Source organism: Natronobiforma cellulositropha, from assembly GCF_025629245.1.
Lineage (GTDB): Archaea > Halobacteriota > Halobacteria > Halobacteriales > Natrialbaceae > Natronobiforma > Natronobiforma cellulositropha.
In genome coordinates this window covers 140,078-156,331 of the sequence record NZ_JANZXN010000005.1, presented here as the reverse complement: position 1 = coordinate 156,331, position 16,254 = coordinate 140,078, and the positions used below count along the sequence as shown (strand labels likewise).

18 protein-coding genes are annotated in these 16,254 nt (G+C 66.0%); 4 read left to right on the top strand and 14 right to left on the bottom strand.

Annotated elements, in window-relative coordinates; genetic code table 11:
- Positions 1 to 49 precede the first annotated feature (49 nt).
- Positions 50 to 574 (bottom strand): winged helix-turn-helix transcriptional regulator, encoded by a 525-nt coding sequence (locus N0B15_RS02355; RefSeq protein ID WP_263017752.1) that lies wholly within the window; start codon positions 572 to 574, stop codon positions 50 to 52.
- Positions 575 to 1,024: 450 nt separating this feature from the next.
- Here N0B15_RS02355 and N0B15_RS02350 point away from each other — a divergent pair, with 450 nt between their 5' ends.
- Positions 1,025 to 1,384, top strand: a complete 360-nt coding sequence (locus N0B15_RS02350; protein WP_263017751.1) for a DUF7471 family protein — start codon at positions 1,025 to 1,027, stop codon at positions 1,382 to 1,384.
- A gap of 55 nt (positions 1,385 to 1,439) precedes the next feature.
- On the opposite strand, the gene N0B15_RS02345 is transcribed toward N0B15_RS02350, so the two are convergent.
- From N0B15_RS02345 to N0B15_RS02310, 8 genes are all read right to left on the bottom strand, one after another.
- Positions 1,440 to 3,314 (bottom strand): SLC13 family permease, encoded by a 1,875-nt coding sequence (locus N0B15_RS02345; RefSeq protein ID WP_263017750.1) that lies wholly within the window; start codon positions 3,312 to 3,314, stop codon positions 1,440 to 1,442.
- Between the two features lie 135 nt (positions 3,315 to 3,449).
- Positions 3,450 to 3,905 (bottom strand): universal stress protein, encoded by a 456-nt coding sequence (locus N0B15_RS02340; RefSeq protein ID WP_263017749.1) that lies wholly within the window; start codon positions 3,903 to 3,905, stop codon positions 3,450 to 3,452.
- Between the two features lie 105 nt (positions 3,906 to 4,010).
- On the bottom strand, positions 4,011 to 5,207 hold the full coding sequence (locus N0B15_RS02335) for an MFS transporter (protein WP_263017748.1): 1,197 nt from the start codon (positions 5,205 to 5,207) through the stop codon (positions 4,011 to 4,013).
- Between the two features lie 210 nt (positions 5,208 to 5,417).
- Entirely contained in the window at positions 5,418 to 8,375 is a 2,958-nt protein-coding gene (gene uvrA, locus N0B15_RS02330) for an excinuclease ABC subunit UvrA (protein ID WP_263017746.1), read from the bottom strand.
- A gap of 110 nt (positions 8,376 to 8,485) precedes the next feature.
- Entirely contained in the window at positions 8,486 to 8,650 is a 165-nt protein-coding gene (locus N0B15_RS02325) for a hypothetical protein (protein ID WP_263017745.1), read from the bottom strand.
- 323 nt (positions 8,651 to 8,973) lie between these two features.
- Positions 8,974 to 9,345: a hypothetical protein gene (locus N0B15_RS02320; RefSeq protein ID WP_263017744.1), complete on the bottom strand. Its 372-nt coding sequence runs from the start codon at positions 9,343 to 9,345 to the stop codon at positions 8,974 to 8,976.
- A gap of 88 nt (positions 9,346 to 9,433) precedes the next feature.
- Positions 9,434 to 9,862 (bottom strand): hypothetical protein, encoded by a 429-nt coding sequence (locus N0B15_RS02315; RefSeq protein ID WP_263017742.1) that lies wholly within the window; start codon positions 9,860 to 9,862, stop codon positions 9,434 to 9,436.
- Positions 9,863 to 9,963: 101 nt separating this feature from the next.
- Entirely contained in the window at positions 9,964 to 10,245 is a 282-nt protein-coding gene (locus tag N0B15_RS02310) for a 4a-hydroxytetrahydrobiopterin dehydratase (RefSeq protein WP_263017740.1), read from the bottom strand.
- A gap of 129 nt (positions 10,246 to 10,374) precedes the next feature.
- Between N0B15_RS02310 and N0B15_RS02305 the strand changes: the two genes are divergently transcribed.
- A complete protein-coding gene (locus N0B15_RS02305) occupies positions 10,375 to 10,557 on the top strand; it encodes a hypothetical protein (protein ID WP_263017739.1) in 183 nt (60 codons plus the stop codon).
- Here N0B15_RS02305 and hemA read toward each other — a convergent pair whose 3' ends face one another.
- The 4 genes from hemA to N0B15_RS02285 are packed head-to-tail and all read right to left on the bottom strand — an operon-like array spanning position 10,558 to position 14,082.
- Positions 10,558 to 11,886 carry a glutamyl-tRNA reductase gene (hemA, locus tag N0B15_RS02300; protein ID WP_263017737.1) on the bottom strand — a complete coding sequence of 443 codons (1,329 nt, stop codon included), beginning with the start codon at positions 11,884 to 11,886 and terminating at the stop codon, positions 10,558 to 10,560.
- Positions 11,883 to 12,566, bottom strand: a complete 684-nt coding sequence (locus tag N0B15_RS02295; RefSeq protein WP_263017736.1) for a precorrin-2 dehydrogenase/sirohydrochlorin ferrochelatase family protein — start codon at positions 12,564 to 12,566, stop codon at positions 11,883 to 11,885. The genes hemA and N0B15_RS02295 overlap by 4 nt, the downstream gene beginning before the upstream one ends.
- Entirely contained in the window at positions 12,563 to 13,618 is a 1,056-nt protein-coding gene (gene ahbB, locus N0B15_RS02290; protein WP_263017735.1) for a siroheme decarboxylase subunit beta, read from the bottom strand. The genes N0B15_RS02295 and ahbB overlap by 4 nt, the downstream gene beginning before the upstream one ends.
- Before the next feature lie 53 nt (positions 13,619 to 13,671).
- A complete protein-coding gene (locus N0B15_RS02285; RefSeq protein ID WP_263017734.1) occupies positions 13,672 to 14,082 on the bottom strand; it encodes a DUF5778 family protein in 411 nt (136 codons plus the stop codon).
- A 115-nt stretch (positions 14,083 to 14,197) separates the two neighbouring features.
- Between N0B15_RS02285 and uppS the strand changes: the two genes are divergently transcribed.
- Both uppS and N0B15_RS02275 read left to right on the top strand, forming a co-directional pair.
- Complete coding sequence (gene uppS, locus N0B15_RS02280) at positions 14,198 to 15,130, top strand: polyprenyl diphosphate synthase (protein WP_263017732.1); 933 nt, start codon at positions 14,198 to 14,200, stop codon at positions 15,128 to 15,130.
- 69 nt (positions 15,131 to 15,199) lie between these two features.
- A complete protein-coding gene (locus N0B15_RS02275) occupies positions 15,200 to 15,550 on the top strand; it encodes a DUF7344 domain-containing protein (RefSeq protein WP_263017731.1) in 351 nt (116 codons plus the stop codon).
- A gap of 51 nt (positions 15,551 to 15,601) precedes the next feature.
- On the opposite strand, the gene N0B15_RS02270 is transcribed toward N0B15_RS02275, so the two are convergent.
- The gene (locus N0B15_RS02270; protein ID WP_263017730.1) at positions 15,602 to 16,207 is read right to left on the bottom strand and encodes an undecaprenyl diphosphate synthase family protein; all 606 of its coding nucleotides are present in this window, start codon (positions 16,205 to 16,207) and stop codon (positions 15,602 to 15,604) included.
- Positions 16,208 to 16,254: the final 47 nt, after the last annotated feature.

Genomic DNA, 16,254 nt, shown 5'->3' with positions numbered 1-16,254 from the left:
CTCGCCTCGTTGCCACTCGAGCGTGGTCGACGACTGCCTCGGTGGCCGTTCACTCCGCGCCGTCGAGGAGGGTGTCCACCAGACGGGTGAACCGGTCTACGAGACGTTCCGGTCCCGTCGGCGTGACCTTCGAGAGGAGGTGGCCCGTCCGCTCTGGGTGGGCCAGTTGTACGCTCACGCGCCCGCGCTCGTCGTAGTGTTTCTCGACCACCGAACACTCCTCGAGTCGCGTGAGGTGCCACTCGAGCGTGCTCCGGGCGATGTCGAGTTCGTCGACGACAGCCGTCGGTGTGACCGTCTCCTCGCCGTGTTCGATCAGGAAGACGATGATCTCTCGGGCCGTCTCCCGGCGGAACAGGGCGAGCGCGCCACGTTCCCACGCGTCGTAGGTGGGTGGATAGTAGTGAGTCTGGCCGTAGAACTGGTCGCTGACGACTCGCTCGTCGTCGATCAGCCTGCGAACGTGGTACTGGATCTGTCCTGGCGCGAACGCGGACTCCCTCACGAGTTCGTTGAAGTGAACGCCCGCGTTCGCGGCTACCGTCGCCTGGATTTCGTCTCGAGTCGTGCTCATGTGTGTCGAATCGGGACCTGTTCGACTCAGCGCCACCTAGACCCTCCCGGTAGATAACGACTCGCCGTCGTTCCCACGCTTTGGGAACGGCCGACCCCACGCGGCCGTCTCCATCACCCACCGTTTTCGCTCGACTCTCGTCGACGGTCGGTCGTGTCCGATTCGATACCCGACGGGAGCGAACCCTGTCTCGAGTGACCGGCCACCGAGACTGGCTCGCCCACCAGTGGGGCCGTCGACGTCACATGCGACCACACATCATACGGTTACTTAATTGTTTTTATTATACGCAACAAAGCATAATCCTTCTGATGGTTATTACCGGGAAGTGAACACTCACGCCACCAGAACCGTCTCTTCGAACACCACGCGTGAGAGGGACCGCCGCCGTTCGACAGTTGGACCGAAGCGACTACGTAGCCGACGGTCCCACCGGTGCATATCGAGCGCATGATACCCTCGAGTTCACCGCCGGTTCTCGTCGGTCACGCCTGGCCGGAGACGCAGCTGGCTGCGGTGTTGGTCGCCGTCATCGTCCTCGCCGCCGCCGGGACGACGGCGCTGTTCGCCGTCAGCCTCTTCGCCTACTCGAGACGCCGGAACAGCCAGTATCTGCTGATCGTCCTCGCGCTGGGTGCGCTCGTCGCTCGTTCGTTTTTCGGTCTCGGTACCGTCTTCGGCTACGTCCCGATGACGGTCCACCACCTCGTCGAGCACAGCCTCGACTTCCTCATCGCCGTGCTCATTCTCTACGCGGTCTACCGGAGCGGTCCGACCGGCGAGACGACGCTCGAGTCCGAGCCGAAGTGAGCCGCGGGTGCGTGCCGGTTTTCGGTGGGTCTCTCGAGTCGTCACCGATCTCCAGTCAGCCGTTGGTGAATCCCTCGACGAACTCGGCGGGGAGTGTCGTGAGGTCGATTCCCCACGCCAGCGGGAGCCACAGCAGCGCAACGGCCGTGATGAGGGCGATGCCGATGACGTTGAGGCCGACCCCGACTTTCGCCATCTGCGGGATCGTGATGTAGCCACTGCCGAAGACGATGGCGTTGGGTGGCGTCGCGACCGGGAGCATGAACGCGAAGGAGGCGGCGGTCGCCGCGGCGATCATCAGTCCGAAGGGGTGGACACCGATGCCGACGGCGACACCAGCCAGGATTGGCATGAGCATCGCCGTCGTCGCTGTGTTCGAGGTGACCTCGGTCAGGAAGACGGTCATCGTAACCACGGTCAGCAGGATGAGGATCATCGAGACGCCCTCGAGTGCGCCGAGTTGTTCGCCGATCCAGACTGCGAGACCGGTGTCTCCGAAGCCGGCGGCGATGGCGAGGCCGCCACCGAACAGCAGGATGACGCCCCAGGGGATGTCGACGGCGCTCGTCCAGTCGAGGACGAAGGTGTGCTCGCCGTCGTCGGTCTCGGTCGGGAGCGTGAACAGGACCATCGCGCCGGCGATGGCGACGATCGAGTCGACGTCGTCGGGGACGGGGAGGACCCCTGCCTGGTCGACCAGGCTCGCGCCGATCCAGGAGACGGCCATGCCGACGAAGACGACCAGCACCAGCCACTCCTGTTTGCTCGTCGAACCCAGCTCCTCGAGTTCGGTGTCGATGGTGTCCGCGCCGACGGGCAGTTCGTCGAACTGCGGGGCAACGGCGATGCGGGTGACCCAGACGTAGACCGCCACCAGGCCGACGATCGAGATCGGGAGACCGTAGAGCATCCACTCGGCGAACGAGATGGATTCACCGAAGAGTGCCTCCGCCTGGCCCGCAAAGAGGATGTTCGGCGGGGTGCCGATGAGCGTCGCGACGCCGCCGACCGAGGCCCCGTAAGCGATACACAGCATCAGTGCGACCCCGAACGCGAAGCTCCCCTCGCTGGTGTCGATGTCGAGGCCGGCATCCTGGATCAGGTCGCCGGTCTGGTAGATGACCGCAAGTGCGATGGGGACCATCATCATCACCGTCGCGCTGTTCGAGACCCACATCGAGAGGAACGCCGTCGCGACCATGAACCCGAGGATGAGTCTCGAGGGCTCGGTTCCGACGACCTTGATCGTCCGCAGGGCGATGCGCCGGTGGAGGCCCCAGCGTTGCATCGCCATCGCGAGGAAGAATCCGCCCATAAAGAGGAAGATCAGCGGGTCGGCGTACGACGGCGTCGTGTCGGCGGCGGGGAGTGCGCCGGTGAGCGGAAAGAGGACGATCGGGAGCAACGATGTCGCCGGAATCGGGATCGCCTCTGACATCCACCAGGCGGCGACCCAGGCGGTGACCGCGGCGACTGCCTGCCCTTCAGGTGTGAGTCCCTCGGGCGTCGGCGAGAGAATAATCAGCGCGAACAGCAGCGGTCCGAGGACGAACCCGATCTTCTGTCGGGGGCCGTACGTGCCGGTGACGTCGAACGGCGACTCGTCGTCTCCATCGCGGCCGTCACCGTTTCCCCCGCTTCCGTCGCCTCCGTTCTCGCCGTTTCCCCCGCCCCCGCCGTCTCCGTTCTCGCTGTTTCCATCGCCGCCGCCGTCTTCTCCACTTTCTGGCCCACCGCCGGCCGGTTCCCGCCCGCCATCGGTGAACGCCTTCCGGACGAGGCGACGCTGTTCGTCCGTCGTGGCCAGGTCCTCGAGAATCGCCGGCCCGTCGAGTGTGAGGTATGCTTTCGTCTGCGAATTGAGTACCCACGAGTACGCCCAGATCCGGTGACCGACCGATTCGCACGTCTCCCGAACTGTGCGCTCCATCTTCGAGTGCGACGTCAGGAGACTCGATATTAGTGTTGCGACCCATACACTGTGCTAAGGTCTGCTTATTCGAAATGTATTCAATTGGGGGTGGCTATCGCCGCTCGCGCTCGAGTCGGTGTCCGATCCATCTCCCTACTCGGCGACGACGGTCACCGGACACTCACTGTCGAGAATAACCGCCTGTGCGACGCTGCCGAAGAGTACCTTGCCGATCGGTGAGCGCTTTCGCGCGCTGATGACGATACAGTCGACCTCGTGGTCGGCTGCGATCTCGAGGATCGCCTCGGCCGGCTCCCCACGTGTCTCCTGGACTGCGTGCTCGATGCCCGCCGACTCGAGGGATTCGGCCACGAGGTCGACCGAATCCGGGAGGTTCGAGGTGTCTCGGACGCTCTCTCGCATCGCTTCAGCGTACGTCTCGGCGAACCCGCCCGCCGCCCACTCGGCGTCCACGCCTCTCACTTGCTCGTGAACGTGGAGAATCTCGACGGAGATGCCCTCGGTCACGCTCGAGAGCTTCGTGACCGCCTCCACCTGTGCGGCCGCCCGTGTCTCGCTCCCGTCGACCGGGAGCAGTATTCGATACATGTGTTCACGTACCACACGTGAGCGGATAGTAATTGGCCCACTGTCTCGGTGTGTTTCCCGTTCCTCGTCGGTGTCCGTACTCGTTCACCGTCTCTTTCTCTCCGCTCACTCGCACATCGCGGGGTCGTTGGTCGGTGACTCGAGTCCGAGGACGAGTGAGACGAGACTGGCGGCGACGAGACAGCCGGCGGCGAGCAGCCACCACGAGACACGGTAGCCGACGGTATCTGCGAGGAGTCCGAACGCAGGCGGTGCGACGAGTGCGCCCGCAGTGAGTGCGAGTTGGCCGCCGGCAGTTGCCCCGCCCATCTCGTCCGTTCGCACCAGTGTGGCCATACAGGAGTAGTAGACGCCGGTGTTCCCGAGGACGAAGAAACCGAGCGCGGAGAAGGCGACGGCTGCTCCCCACGGACTCGAGGTGGCGGCGACGACGACGAACAGGACAGCGCTCGCGAGCGTCTGGACGAGGAGGATCGACCCGATTCGCCGCCTGGGATCGCCGGGGAGGACGTCGCTCAGCCACCCCGTGACGATCCGTCCGAAGCTACCGAACAGCTGTACGAGCGCGAGGACGATCCCACCGAAGGCGACCGACGCGCCGAGTTCCTCGTCGACGAACAGGACGGTGTAGCCGGTCGTCGTGAACAGCGCGGCCCCGGTGAAGAATCCCGCCGCGAGGAGCAACCGATACGGTCGGTTACGGCCGAGTGCCCGAAAGTCCGGATACGATGCACTCGCCCCCGCACTCGAGCCAGTGTAGTAGAGTACGAAGACGACGGCGACGGCCACTCCGACACCGGCGGCGACCAGAAAGCCGGCCTGCCAGAACAGGAGACCCGCCAGTCCAGTCACGAGCAGAGCGCTGATCCCGCTGCCACCGGTTACGCCGACCTGTTTGATCCCCATCGCGAGGTTCTGGCGACCTGCGGTGATGTTGTCGTAGACCGCTTTGTTCGTCCCTGGGATTGCGGTGCCGTACAGCGACCCGAGGACGAAGACGGCGACGAGCAACAGCGCGAACGACGGTGCACCGGCGACGAGGACGACGCCAGCCGAGAGTCCCAGGAGACCGAGCGTGAGCGTCCACCGTTCTCCGAAGCGGTCGGTCAGCGCCCCGAGCGGGAGGAGAAAGAGCGTGTACCCGAGTGTGAGTATCGTGACGACGAACCCCACCTCGAAGCGTGAGAGTCCGTACGCGTCGCGAAAGAAGGGCGTCGCCGCGAAGACGGTGTAGTAGCAGAGACTCGCCGCCACCTGCCACGTCGTCACGAGCGAGACGGTTCGCCAGTACGACCGATCCATCGACCGTCTCTCTCCCACGGGCAGCGGCTTTAGCGTGGCGGAGGCGCCTGCGCGCTCAGACACTCGAGCGGGCCGCCGGGCCGCCTCGAGAGCGAGCGCGTCGTGTCGAACTGCAGTAGCGGCATATCCTCACTCGGGGCCGGGATCTGCTTGTGCGTTCGCCCGGCGAGTGACTCGAAGATGCCGAAACCGACCCGGACGAGCGGCCGGTCAGTCGTCGTCCATCGGGGCCGCCGCAGGTTCGACGCGCCCGCCGCGCGGCCCTTCGAGATCCACGTCGGGCAACAGGTCTCTGAGGTACTGGCCGGTGTGTGAGGTCTCGAGGTGGGCGATCTCTTCCGGCGTCCCCGTCGCGACGAGTTCGCCGCCGTTCTCGCCGCCCTCGGGACCGAGGTCGATCACGTGGTCTGCGTTCTTCACGAGGTCGAGTTCGTGTTCGATGACGACGACGGTGTTGCCGTTGTCGACGAGGCGGTGGAGCACCTCGATGAGTTTGCGTTCGTCCTCGCTGTGGAGACCCGTCGTTGGCTCGTCGAGCAAGTAGAGCGTCTCGCCGGTGTCTCGCTTCCCGAGTTCTTCGGCGAGTTTCACCCGCTGGGCCTCCCCGCCCGAGAGCGTCGTCGAGGGCTGGCCGAGGGTCATGTACTCGAGTCCGACATCCTTCAGCAACTGGAGGCGGCGGCGAATCTGGGAGTTCGCCTCGAAGAAGTCGTAGGCCTCGCCGACTTCCATCTCGAGGACGTCCGCGATGGTCTTGCCCTTGTAGGTGACGTCGAGGGTGGCGTCGTTGTAGCGAGCGCCGTTACACTCCTCACAGGGGACGTAGACGTCCGAGAGGAAGTTCATCTCGATCTTGACCGTCCCCTGACCGCCACACTCCTCACACCGGCCGCCTTTGACGTTGAACGAGAACCGGCCCTTCTCGTAGCCGCGCTGTTTCGCGAGTTTCGTGTTCGCGAACGACTCGCGGACGTGGTCGAAGACGCCGGTGTAGGTCGCCGGATTCGACCGCGGCGTGCGACCGATCGGCGACTGATCGATCAGCCGGACGGTCTCGATCTCCTCGAGTCCGTCGATGGCGTCGTGTGCGCCGGGGATGACACTCGTGTTGTTGTTCATCTCGCGGACGAGACCCTTGTAGAGCACGTCGTGGATCAGCGTCGACTTGCCGGAGCCAGAGACGCCAGTGACTGCCGTGAAACAGCCAAGCGGGACGTCCACGTCGAGGTCTGCCAGGTTGTGCTGGCGTGCCCCGCGGACCGTCAGCGCGCCCGTCGGCTCGCGACGCTGCTCGGGGACGGGAATCTGCTTGCGCCCGGAGAGGTAGTCGCCGGTGATCGACTCCTCGCAGGCTTTCACCTCCTCGACGGGACCGTTGGCGACGATCTCGCCGCCACGCTTGCCGGGACCGGGACCGATGTCGATCACGGTGTCCGCCCGGCGCATCGTCTCCTCGTCGTGTTCGACGACGATCAGCGTGTTCCCGATGTCGCGCAGTTCACACAGCGTGTTGAGCAGGCGGTCGTTGTCGCGCTGGTGCAGCCCGATCGACGGCTCGTCGAGCACGTAGAGCACGCCGACCAGCCCCGACCCGATCTGCGTCGCCAGCCGGATGCGCTGGTTCTCTCCCCCGGAGAGCGTCGACGCCTCGCGGTCGAGCGTCAGATACTCGAGTCCCACCTCGCACATGAAGCCTAAGCGCGCGCGGATCTCTTTGAGAATCTCGGTGGCGATCACCTGCTCGCGCTCGGTGAGGTCGGTCTCGAGCGACTCGAAGTGCGCGAGCGCGTCGCCGATGCTCATCGCGTTGATCTCGGTGATGGCAGTGTCGTCGATCGTCACCGCGCGGCTCGCAGGCTTCAGGCGCGTCCCCTCACAGCTGGGACACGCCGTCGCCCCCATGTACTTCTCGATGTGATCGCGCGTCGACTCGGAGTCGGTCTCGAGGTAGCGCCGCTCGAGGTTCGGAATCACGCCCTCGAAGCGCTGGCGCTTGCGCCGGATGCCCGAGCGGGTCCGCCGCTCGAACAGCACCTGTCGGCGGGTTCCGTAGAGAAACGCCTCTCTGATTTCCGCCTCGAGCTCCTCGAACGGCGTCTCGAGCGAGACGTCGAAGTGCTCGGCGACGGCGTCGAGCCGCGTCCGGTAGTACGACCGGGAGTAACTCCAGGGTTCGAAGACGTCCCGCAGCGGCTTCGACGGGTCGACGACCACGAGGTCTTCGTCGATCTCTTTGGTCTCGCCGAGACCCTCACAGGCGTGACACGCTCCGTGGGGGGAGTTGAACGAGAAACTGCGGGTTTCGATCTCCGGGACGTCGATTCCACAGTGGGTGCAGGCGAGGTCCTTCGAGAACTCTACGACGACGCGTCCGTCGTCGTCGGTCTCCTCGCCGAGTGCCCCCGTCGAGCGCGCTTCCGGTCCCAGGTCGACGCCCGTAGGCGGGTCGGGCAGGATGACCTTGAGGATTCCGTCGGCCTGCTCGAGCGCCGTCTCGACGCTGTCGACGATCCGCGGGCGCGCCTCTGCGCTCACTTTCACGCGGTCGACGATCACGTCGACGGTGTGGTCGTAGTTCTCGTCTAAGTCGGGTTTCTCGAGCGCGAGGTCGTGTTCTTCGCCGTCGACCTCGACGCGGGAATACCCCTCAGAGACGAGTTCCTCGAAGAGATCCTGGAACGCCCCCTTCTGGTCGCGCACGACCGGCGCGGCGAGTTTCGCCCGGGTTCCATCGGGCAACTCGAGGATGCGTGCGACCATGTTCTGGGCCGACTGTTCGCCGACTTCGCGGCCACACTCGGGACAGTGTGGGGTGCCGACGCGTGCGTAGAGCAGGCGCAGGTAGTCGTGGAGTTCGGTGACGGTCCCCACCGTCGAGCGGGGGTTGTTCGCCGCGTTCTTCTGGTCGATGCTGATCGCGGGTGAGAGACCGTCGACGGACTCGACTTTGGGTTTGTCCATCTGCCCGAGGAAGTTGCGTGCGTAGGCCGACAGGCTCTCGATGTACCGACGCTGGCCCTCGGCGTACACGGTCTCGAACGCCAGCGAGGACTTCCCCGACCCCGACAGTCCGGTGACGACGGTGAACTCCTCGCGTGGAATCGAGACGTCGAGGTCCTTCAGATTGTGCTCTTTCGCACCTCGCACCTCGATGTACTCCGTGCTCATCTAGCCACAGCCAGTGACCGCAGAAATGAAGGGCTGTCGGTTCCGGAACCCTCCGGAGTGAAAGTGAACGTGACTCTCGAGCAACTTTCCCTCGGGTACCACTTGCGTTCTCACTCGCGTCGTGACCAGTCACCGGGGACCCGACAGCCACACGGCGAGGCGACGTGCGTGGACGGCCCGGTGCTCGTTACGACGGTGACGGGATCTCCACAGAGCGGACAGGGACCGAGTCTACCGAACGTGACTTCCTCGTGACCGTCGCCCGAGTCCGTCATCGTTGCCTCCGATGGTCGCGACTCGAGCAGACGCGACTTACTCGAGGCGAGAACCGACGACTCTCGAGGGGCTGACGGGGGGCTGTGCGTGCGAGACGTTTATGTCTTGCCAGTATGTATGCAATCATGGCGATCAAACCCTTCCGCAGGTTTGGAAGCCGCGTCTCGGGTGCGCCTACACCCGGGACAATTCTGCGAGTCGAATTGCCGCCTAGCCATGCGGCTTCCGTATGTACTGTCTCGTGGCTGTTACTTATATTTATTGGAGATTGGTGAAAACAACGGCCGCTCGACGCCGACGACCGGTATTCCCGACGCTCCGCTCACCAGCGCGCTGCGAGTGCTGTCGCCAGCGCCCCACCGGTGACGACCGCCGCCGTCGGCCACCAGGTCGCGACCGCGACGACGTACTCGAGCGTGCCCACCCAGAGCGGCGTCTCGAGTCCCTCGAGCGAGAACGCCACCGCACTCGCCTGGACGACGCCTTCGGCGGCGGTTCCCGAGGCGGCGTCGCCGACGGTCACGACGAGCGTGGCGTCGAACACCTCGAGCGTCCCGAGCGCTGCCAGTACGGTCGCGACGGCGAGGACGAGCAGCGCCCGCAGGTAACACGCGAGGTAGTAACTGGTCGAACTGGCCGGGGTGAAGTCGCTCGAGCCGTCGGCGAGCGACGCGGATGGAGGGCAGCCGTTCATGTCTGGTATCTATGCACTCGGGGGTGAAAGCTATTCGCCCGCTCGTCCACGCCGGCCTCGCGACGGGCGTGCTGGTGGCTGGTCCCCGTCACGAGGAGGCTGCGACGAGCGTCAACACAGCACCGACGACGACTGCCCCGACGATCACCCACGAGGTGCCGATGACGAGCACGAACTCGAGAACGTGCTCGTGGAAGGGTTGGGACGTGGACATCGGGTACGGCTCCCAGAGTTCGGCCCGCCAGGCCCTCACCTCCGGGGGCAATAGCATCGGATCCGGGTCTTCGGCCCGCATGGCCATCATCTCGGACTCCGATGGATTCCGCACCGTTATCGACTCTCCCCTCAATGCGCGCGCCGCGAGGACGGTGGTCGCGACGCCCGCGACCGAGAGGGCGGTGAACAGTGCGACCAGCATTCGGAGGTAACACGCGAGGTAGTAGTGTCCGTGGAGGAAGGCGGGGGTGTGCAATCCAGTGGACTCGACAGCGGGGCGGGTGTCGGCAGCTCGCCGCATGCCCTCCCGTATTCGCCCGCTAATAAAAACCACCGGCCACCGTTTTCACGCGTAGAAGTCACCGCCCGTCGCCGCCTCCCGACCCCCGCTTTCCCCGCCGGTCAGGCCGCCTGTTCGGCGTTGATCAGTTCGGCCATCTCGATGTCGGCGTCGGTGATGCCGCCCTCGTCGTGGGTGGTGAGACGGATCTCGACCGTCTTGTAGCCGATGATGATCTCGGGGTGGTGAAACTGCGCTTGTGAGATTTCGCCGACCATCTGCGCGAAGTTGACGCCGTGGAGGTAGTCGTCGAACTCGTAGGTTCGCGCGATTTCGTCGCCCTCGCGTTCCCAGGCTTCTGGCAACTGATCTTCGATTTCGTCGTCGGAAAGCAAGTCGGCCATGAGCGCACGAACGCAACCCAGTTAAATAATGATTGTGCCCCGCCGGAGACCGTCGTCGCGCCGATGGCTCCATAGCGGGTGTACTGGTGAAGCCACAGGGTCACCCGCATGCACCCCCAGAGCCATCGCATGGACGACGCACGCTGTGGCGAGTGCGACTGGGTCGCCAGCGCGGACCCCGACGCGGACGCCGACCTGAATCTCGCGATGATCGATCACTACTACCAGACCGGACACACGCCGGTGTTCAAAGTCGACGCGGTCTCGTTCGACGAGAGCGACGCCCGGACGGCCACGCTACCGGAGGAGTGATCAGTCGTCGTCTGCGGTCCCGAGTTCACTCTCACCGAAGCCGACGGTGCGCTCGAGTGCGGCCGGTGGTGCGCCGGGACCGAAGTCGGGGTCGAACAGCTGTAAGGCGGTGTTGATCGTACTCCAGTCGTCCTCGGCGGCGGCCTCTCTGAGGCTCTTCGTCGGCGGGGCGAGCAGCTGCCCGACCAGCGAGTCGGCCATCGCTTCGAGAACCTCGCGCTGGTCGTCGTTCAGCGTCCCTTCGTGCTCGAGTCGCGAGCAGGCGGTCTCGAGTTCGCGCGTTTTGACCCGCTCTGCGCTCTCGTACATCGCGGCGATGACGGCGTCGGCGCGGGTGCGTTTGTACTGCTCGAGCAGGCGGACGAACTCCTCGTCGATCAGCGCTTCGACCTCGCGGGCGGCCGCGCTCCGGCGCTCGCGGGTCTCTTCGGTAATCGACTCGAGGTCGTCTAAGTCGTAGAGGCTCACGCCGGCGACCGTCGCCGTCTCCGGGCAGACGTCGCGGGGCTGGCCGAGGTCGACGACGACGCGCGAGCGCTCCCCGGGGGCGACGTGGGTGGCGTCGAGTACGGGCGTCCGACTCCCGGTGGCGGCGACGATCACGTCGGCGCTCGAGGCGGCGTCCTCGAGCGCGTCGAGTCCGACAGTGGCTGTCTCGGCGTCGCCGTCCAGTTCGTCGACGAGGTGACGCGCACGCGAGACGGTGCGGTTCGCGACGGTGAGGTGGCCGACGCCCGCGTCGGCGAGGCTGCGAGCGGCGAGCTGTCCCATCTCACCGGCACCGACGACGAGGGCGTTCGCACCTTCGAGGTCGAGTTCGGTCGCCGCCACCCGGGTCGCCGCGGAGCCGAGCGAGACGATGCCGTCGTTGATCGCGGTCTCGGTGCGGGCACGTTCGCCGACGCGGATCGCCTTGGTGACGGCGGTCTCGAGCGTCGGGCCGATGCCGCCGGCGTGGCGGGCGTCCTCGTAGGCGGTGCGCACCTGGCCGATGATCTGGTCTTCGCCGACGACGACCGACTCGAGACCGGCGGCGACGCGCAGGAGGTGGTGGAGGCTCCCCTCGTGGTCGGCGCGGACGACGGCGTGGGGGTCGACGCCCGAGAAGAGCGTCTCGAGTGCGGCCCCGCCGCCGGCGGCGTCGGGGGTGACGACGTAGGCTTCGACGCGGTTGCACGTCGAGAGGACGTAGGCCTCCTCGACGCCCGGGCGGGCACAGAGCGCCGAGACGGCGTCGCGTTGGCTCTCGGGACTGGCGGCGGCGATGTCGTCGACGCTGCCGGAGGCGTGGGTGACGCGGGCGCTCGTGACGACCCCGGTGTCGGTCACGGCGACTCACCTGCTGTCGTATCAGAATCTGAAGAGAGAGCGAAAGTCTGTTCGAGCACGTCCTCGATCACTTGCTGGGTGTTCGAACTCCCGGTACGTAAAGTTGTCCAAACGCCAGGAGAAGTGACGAGGTCCGTGAGAATCGTTCGCCTGGTTTCGGGAGACACCTCTCGAATTTTAAGTTCCTCGCGAACCGAAGCGACGACCGCCGCCATCTCGCCGGCACCCGCGAGCGTCTCCTCGAGTTCCTCGCGGAGGTACTTACTGAGCGCGGGGGCGGTGCCGCCGGTGGCGACGGCGACGGTGACGGGACCGTCGCGAACCGTCGCCGGAACGACCACGTCGTCGACCTCGCGCTCGTGGTCGCCCGCGCGGGTCGCGTGGTTGTACAGTAGGCCGCGCTGGCGTGCCGCCGCGACGACCGCGTCGTTGACCGCCTCGTCGTCGGTCGCGGCGATCACGAGTGCGGGGGCGGTGCGCTCGACCCAGCCGTCGACCTCCTCGGGTCCGGGCGCGACGCGGAGGCGTGTTGCGCCGCCGAACTCCCGGTCCGTGAACGTCGGACTGAGCACGATCACGCGTGCTTCGCGGGCGAAGCGGCGGGCTTTCCGCGCGCCGACGGGACCCCCGCCGAAGACGAGGACGGTCTCGCCGGTGAAGTCGTGGAGCAGCGGGATCATGCCTGGGTATTGGCGTCGGCGCGTTCGGCGAGTCTGATGCCGGTCTTCTTGAGGATCTGTGTCGAGAACAGGGTGTCCCAGTCGTCGTCCTCGACCGGCCAGTACTCGGCCATCGTCTCGCGGACCTGCTCGACCCGGCGCGCGCTCTCGTCCTCGCTGCGTCCGTGGGTCATCGCGAAGACGTTGTACGGCCAGACGCCCTCGTGGCGCGGACGCTCGTAACAGTGGGTGACGAACGGGAGCGAGGCGACTGCGGGACCGACCTCGCCGACGAGGTCGTCGGGGACGTTCCACACCGTCATGCCGTTCTCGGTGTAGCCGAGTTTGTAGTGGTTCGGGATCACGCCGATCCGGCGAATCTTTCCCTCGAGGTCGAACCGGCTGACGGTCTCGAGCACCCACTCGGTCTCCTGGCCGATCGCGGCGGCGACGTCGGCGTAGGGGGTCTCGGTGAGCGGGAAGCCGTCTTGCATCTCGAGGACGAGGTCGCGTTCGGCGGGCGTCAGCGTCTCCCGGTCGGTCGGCGTCACCGACGGGCCGCGGTCGGTACAGTCGAGACCGTCTTCGAGCGGGCCGTCGACGTAGAACTTCGCCTCGACGCGGAACTCGCGGCGTTTGGGCAGGTTGTAGGTCTCCTGGCCGGTCTCGGCCTCGATCTCGGCGAGGACGGTCTCGACGCGCTCGCGCTCGGCGACGCTCACGACGAACCAGACGTTGAGGGAGGGGTGTTCGCGCTCGTAGTTGTGTGCGACTTCCCGGCGGCTGTTGACCGCCTCGACGACCTCGTCGAAGCGCGCTTCGGGTGCGTGCATCGCAACGAGTGTCGCCGCGCCGCCGATCTCCTGGGCGTTGACGAGCGCCCCGAACCGGGAGAGGACGCCGCGTTCGTCCAGGTCGCGAATCGTCTCGAGGATCGTTCCCGGATCGATCTCGACGCCTTCGTCGCGCATGGCGGCGGCGGCGGGTCCGAACGGCCGCTCGACGACCGGAAAGCCCCCCTGGAAGGCGTTGATAACGGCTCGTTCGCGCGTCGTGAGGTCGACGCCAGTCATACCCGAGGTCGGGACCGACGGCGCATAAGCGAATCGACCGCGCTCGAGTCCCGCTACGCCTCGTCGCCGCGGACGCCGCTCACCTCGAAGCCGAGGTCGGCGATCCCCTCGAGAATCGCCTCGTGGTCGGCGCTCGCCTCGTAGTAGATCACGATGTCGAAGGTGCCATTCCGCAGCAGCTGCTGGCACTCCCAGACGAATTCCTCGCTCTCGAGGGTCAGTCCCTGGTGCTGGTTCGACGAGAAGCTTGGGTCGTCGTTGCCCGAGTGGACGTAGCAGTCGCGCGGGTCGTGGCCGGCGGCCGTCGCGATCACGTCCCCGACGTCGATCGTCGCCTGCATCATCTGTACGTCTTCGTCCGAGCCATACTCGGTGTGGACGATCGCGCCGTTGAGTTCGATCTCGCCGGGTTCGAGCAGTGCCTTCGTCCGCTGATAGAGGTCCTCGTCGATGACGTCTGCCATTGTCCGGGTCGAACCCCTCCGGAGGCATAGCCGTCACGATTCGCCGGCGCCAGGTGTTCGCAGCCACTGACCCGTAACGCAAGAGACATACACGTCGCTGGTGTGCTGGTGGGTAATGAGCGGTTGGCTCTACCGATGGCTGCGCGCTCGCTACGAGCGGTTACTCACGCGCGAGGTCACGGGCGCACCGACGCACGTCGCGGTCATCCAGGACGGCAACCGCCGCTACGCACGCAGTCGGGGTGGGGAGGCACCCGACGGCTACCGGGCGGGAGCCGACACCACCGAGGCCGTCCTCGAGTGGTGTCGCGAGATCGGTGTCGAGGAGCTGACGATCTACGCGTTCTCGACGGAGAACTTCAACCGGCCGCCCGACGAACGCGAGGCGCTCTTCGACCTGCTCACGGAGAAACTCACCGAGTTCGCCGACGCCGACCGCGTCCACGACAACGAGGTCAGGATCCGCGTCATCGGTGACGCCGCCCGCCTCCCACCACGCCTCCAGGAGGCGATCGAGTACGCCGAGGGACGAACGGCCGAGTACGACCAGTTCGTCCTCAACGTCGCCCTCGCCTACGGCGGGCGCTCGGAACTGCTCGAGGCAGCCCGGAGCGTCGCTCGAGACGTCGAGGATGGCGCGCTCGAACCCGACGAGATCGATGTCGAGACGATCGACCGGCGACTGTACGACGATCCGGTTAGAGACGTCGACCTCATTATTCGCACCGGCGGGGACGAGCGCACGTCGAACTTCCTCCCGTGGCACGCCAACGGCAACGAAGCAGCGGTCTTCTTCTGTACGCCCTACTGGCCCGAGTTCTCGAGGGTCGACTTCTTACGCGGCATCCGGACCTACCAGCACCGCGAGGAGTCGTGGCGTCGGACCCGCGCCCGACGTGCACTCGCGCTCCTCCGGGCGATAAGCGAACCGGAACTGCTCGAGGCGAAGACGACGGTCGCCCGGTTTCGCGACTCCTTACCCAGCGCAGAGCGCCCCGACGAGGAGGAACTCGAGCGTACCGACTCGGCGGGACCGACGCTCGAGTGAGCCGGCGCCGTTGGTCCGTTGCGCCCGTGACACATAGATTTATATGCGATCAGTACATTTCCATTGGTAATGGTCTCTGGACCCACGCCGATCGACGTCGACCGATTCGTTCGCTCGACGGGTATCCCTTACGACGAGACGTACCGCCTCCTGGCCGACGAACGCACGCGAGCGACGATTCAGGCCCTCGGGGTGGACGCCGACGCGACGCTCGAACACCTCGCCGACCGCGTCTCGCGGCAGACGGGCGAGGGTCTCGAGACGACACGGCTCACGCTCGTTCACATCGTCTTACCGAAACTCGAGTCCCACGGGCTGCTCACCTACGACCGCACCGAGCGCCGCGTCAGTGCCGACCGCTGTGAGATTCGAACGGACGAGACGCTCGAGGACGTGGCCGTCTCGGTAGGCCGTTCGTAACCTTCTCGGCGTGTGCGGACGATCCGACCCAGACCGGCCGGCAGTCGGCGGTCACTGGCCGAAGCGCCGCGACCGGTTGTAGAACTCACGGATCGCACGCAGGAAGTCGCGCTTTCTGAAGTCACGCCAGTTGACGTCGGTGAAGTACAGCTCTGCGTAGACCGACTGCCAGATCATGAAATCGGAGAGGCGCTCGGCACCGGTCTTGATCACCACGTCCGGTTCGGACGGAAAGATCAGGTGACGCTCGACGCGTTCGTCGTCGATCTCTTCCGGTGTGAGTTCGCCGTCGGCGACGCCCGCCGCCAGCGTTCTGACCGCGCTCGTAAACTCGGCTTTGCCGCCCAACCCGATACCGACCTGGATCGGCGCGTCGGCACGAACGCGGTCTTCGGGTCCACGGACGGCGATCTCACGCGGTGTGTCGAGTTCCTCGAGTTCGCGCTGGAGGGTCGGAATCGCCCCGGCGTCGAGGACGCTCACGTACACCGTCACGCGCGTGGCGTACTCGAACGCCCAGTCGAAGAAGTCGGTGAGCGTCTCGTAGGCACCCTGTTCCAGCAGGTCGCGCTCGGTGATCACGAGCGCGACGTGTTCGGGTGGCGTACCGTCGTGACGGCGCAGTTGGTAGGCGAGGTACCGTTCGTACAGTCCCACGACCGGGCGGTTCGTCGCGTACGCGCCTAAACGTTCGGATCGTCGTG

What these genes read in the sequence shown, in the direction of transcription:
- N0B15_RS02355 (WP_263017752.1), bottom strand. Translation starts at nt 574, where the DNA reads ATGAGCACGACTCGAGACGAAATCCAGGCGACGGTAGCCGCGAACGCG.
- N0B15_RS02350 (WP_263017751.1), top strand. Translation starts at nt 1,025, where the DNA reads ATGATACCCTCGAGTTCACCGCCGGTTCTCGTCGGTCACGCCTGGCCG.
- N0B15_RS02345 (WP_263017750.1), bottom strand. Translation starts at nt 3,314, where the DNA reads ATGGAGCGCACAGTTCGGGAGACGTGCGAATCGGTCGGTCACCGGATC.
- N0B15_RS02340 (WP_263017749.1), bottom strand. Translation starts at nt 3,905, where the DNA reads ATGTATCGAATACTGCTCCCGGTCGACGGGAGCGAGACACGGGCGGCC.
- N0B15_RS02335 (WP_263017748.1), bottom strand. Translation starts at nt 5,207, where the DNA reads ATGGATCGGTCGTACTGGCGAACCGTCTCGCTCGTGACGACGTGGCAG.
- uvrA (WP_263017746.1), bottom strand. Translation starts at nt 8,375, where the DNA reads ATGAGCACGGAGTACATCGAGGTGCGAGGTGCGAAAGAGCACAATCTG.
- N0B15_RS02325 (WP_263017745.1), bottom strand. Translation starts at nt 8,650, where the DNA reads ATGACGGACTCGGGCGACGGTCACGAGGAAGTCACGTTCGGTAGACTC.
- N0B15_RS02320 (WP_263017744.1), bottom strand. Translation starts at nt 9,345, where the DNA reads ATGAACGGCTGCCCTCCATCCGCGTCGCTCGCCGACGGCTCGAGCGAC.
- N0B15_RS02315 (WP_263017742.1), bottom strand. Translation starts at nt 9,862, where the DNA reads ATGCGGCGAGCTGCCGACACCCGCCCCGCTGTCGAGTCCACTGGATTG.
- N0B15_RS02310 (WP_263017740.1), bottom strand. Translation starts at nt 10,245, where the DNA reads ATGGCCGACTTGCTTTCCGACGACGAAATCGAAGATCAGTTGCCAGAA.
- N0B15_RS02305 (WP_263017739.1), top strand. Translation starts at nt 10,375, where the DNA reads ATGGACGACGCACGCTGTGGCGAGTGCGACTGGGTCGCCAGCGCGGAC.
- N0B15_RS02295 (WP_263017736.1), bottom strand. Translation starts at nt 12,566, where the DNA reads ATGATCCCGCTGCTCCACGACTTCACCGGCGAGACCGTCCTCGTCTTC.
- ahbB (WP_263017735.1), bottom strand. Translation starts at nt 13,618, where the DNA reads ATGACTGGCGTCGACCTCACGACGCGCGAACGAGCCGTTATCAACGCC.
- N0B15_RS02285 (WP_263017734.1), bottom strand. Translation starts at nt 14,082, where the DNA reads ATGGCAGACGTCATCGACGAGGACCTCTATCAGCGGACGAAGGCACTG.
- uppS (WP_263017732.1), top strand. Translation starts at nt 14,198, where the DNA reads ATGAGCGGTTGGCTCTACCGATGGCTGCGCGCTCGCTACGAGCGGTTA.
- N0B15_RS02275 (WP_263017731.1), top strand. Translation starts at nt 15,200, where the DNA reads ATGGTCTCTGGACCCACGCCGATCGACGTCGACCGATTCGTTCGCTCG.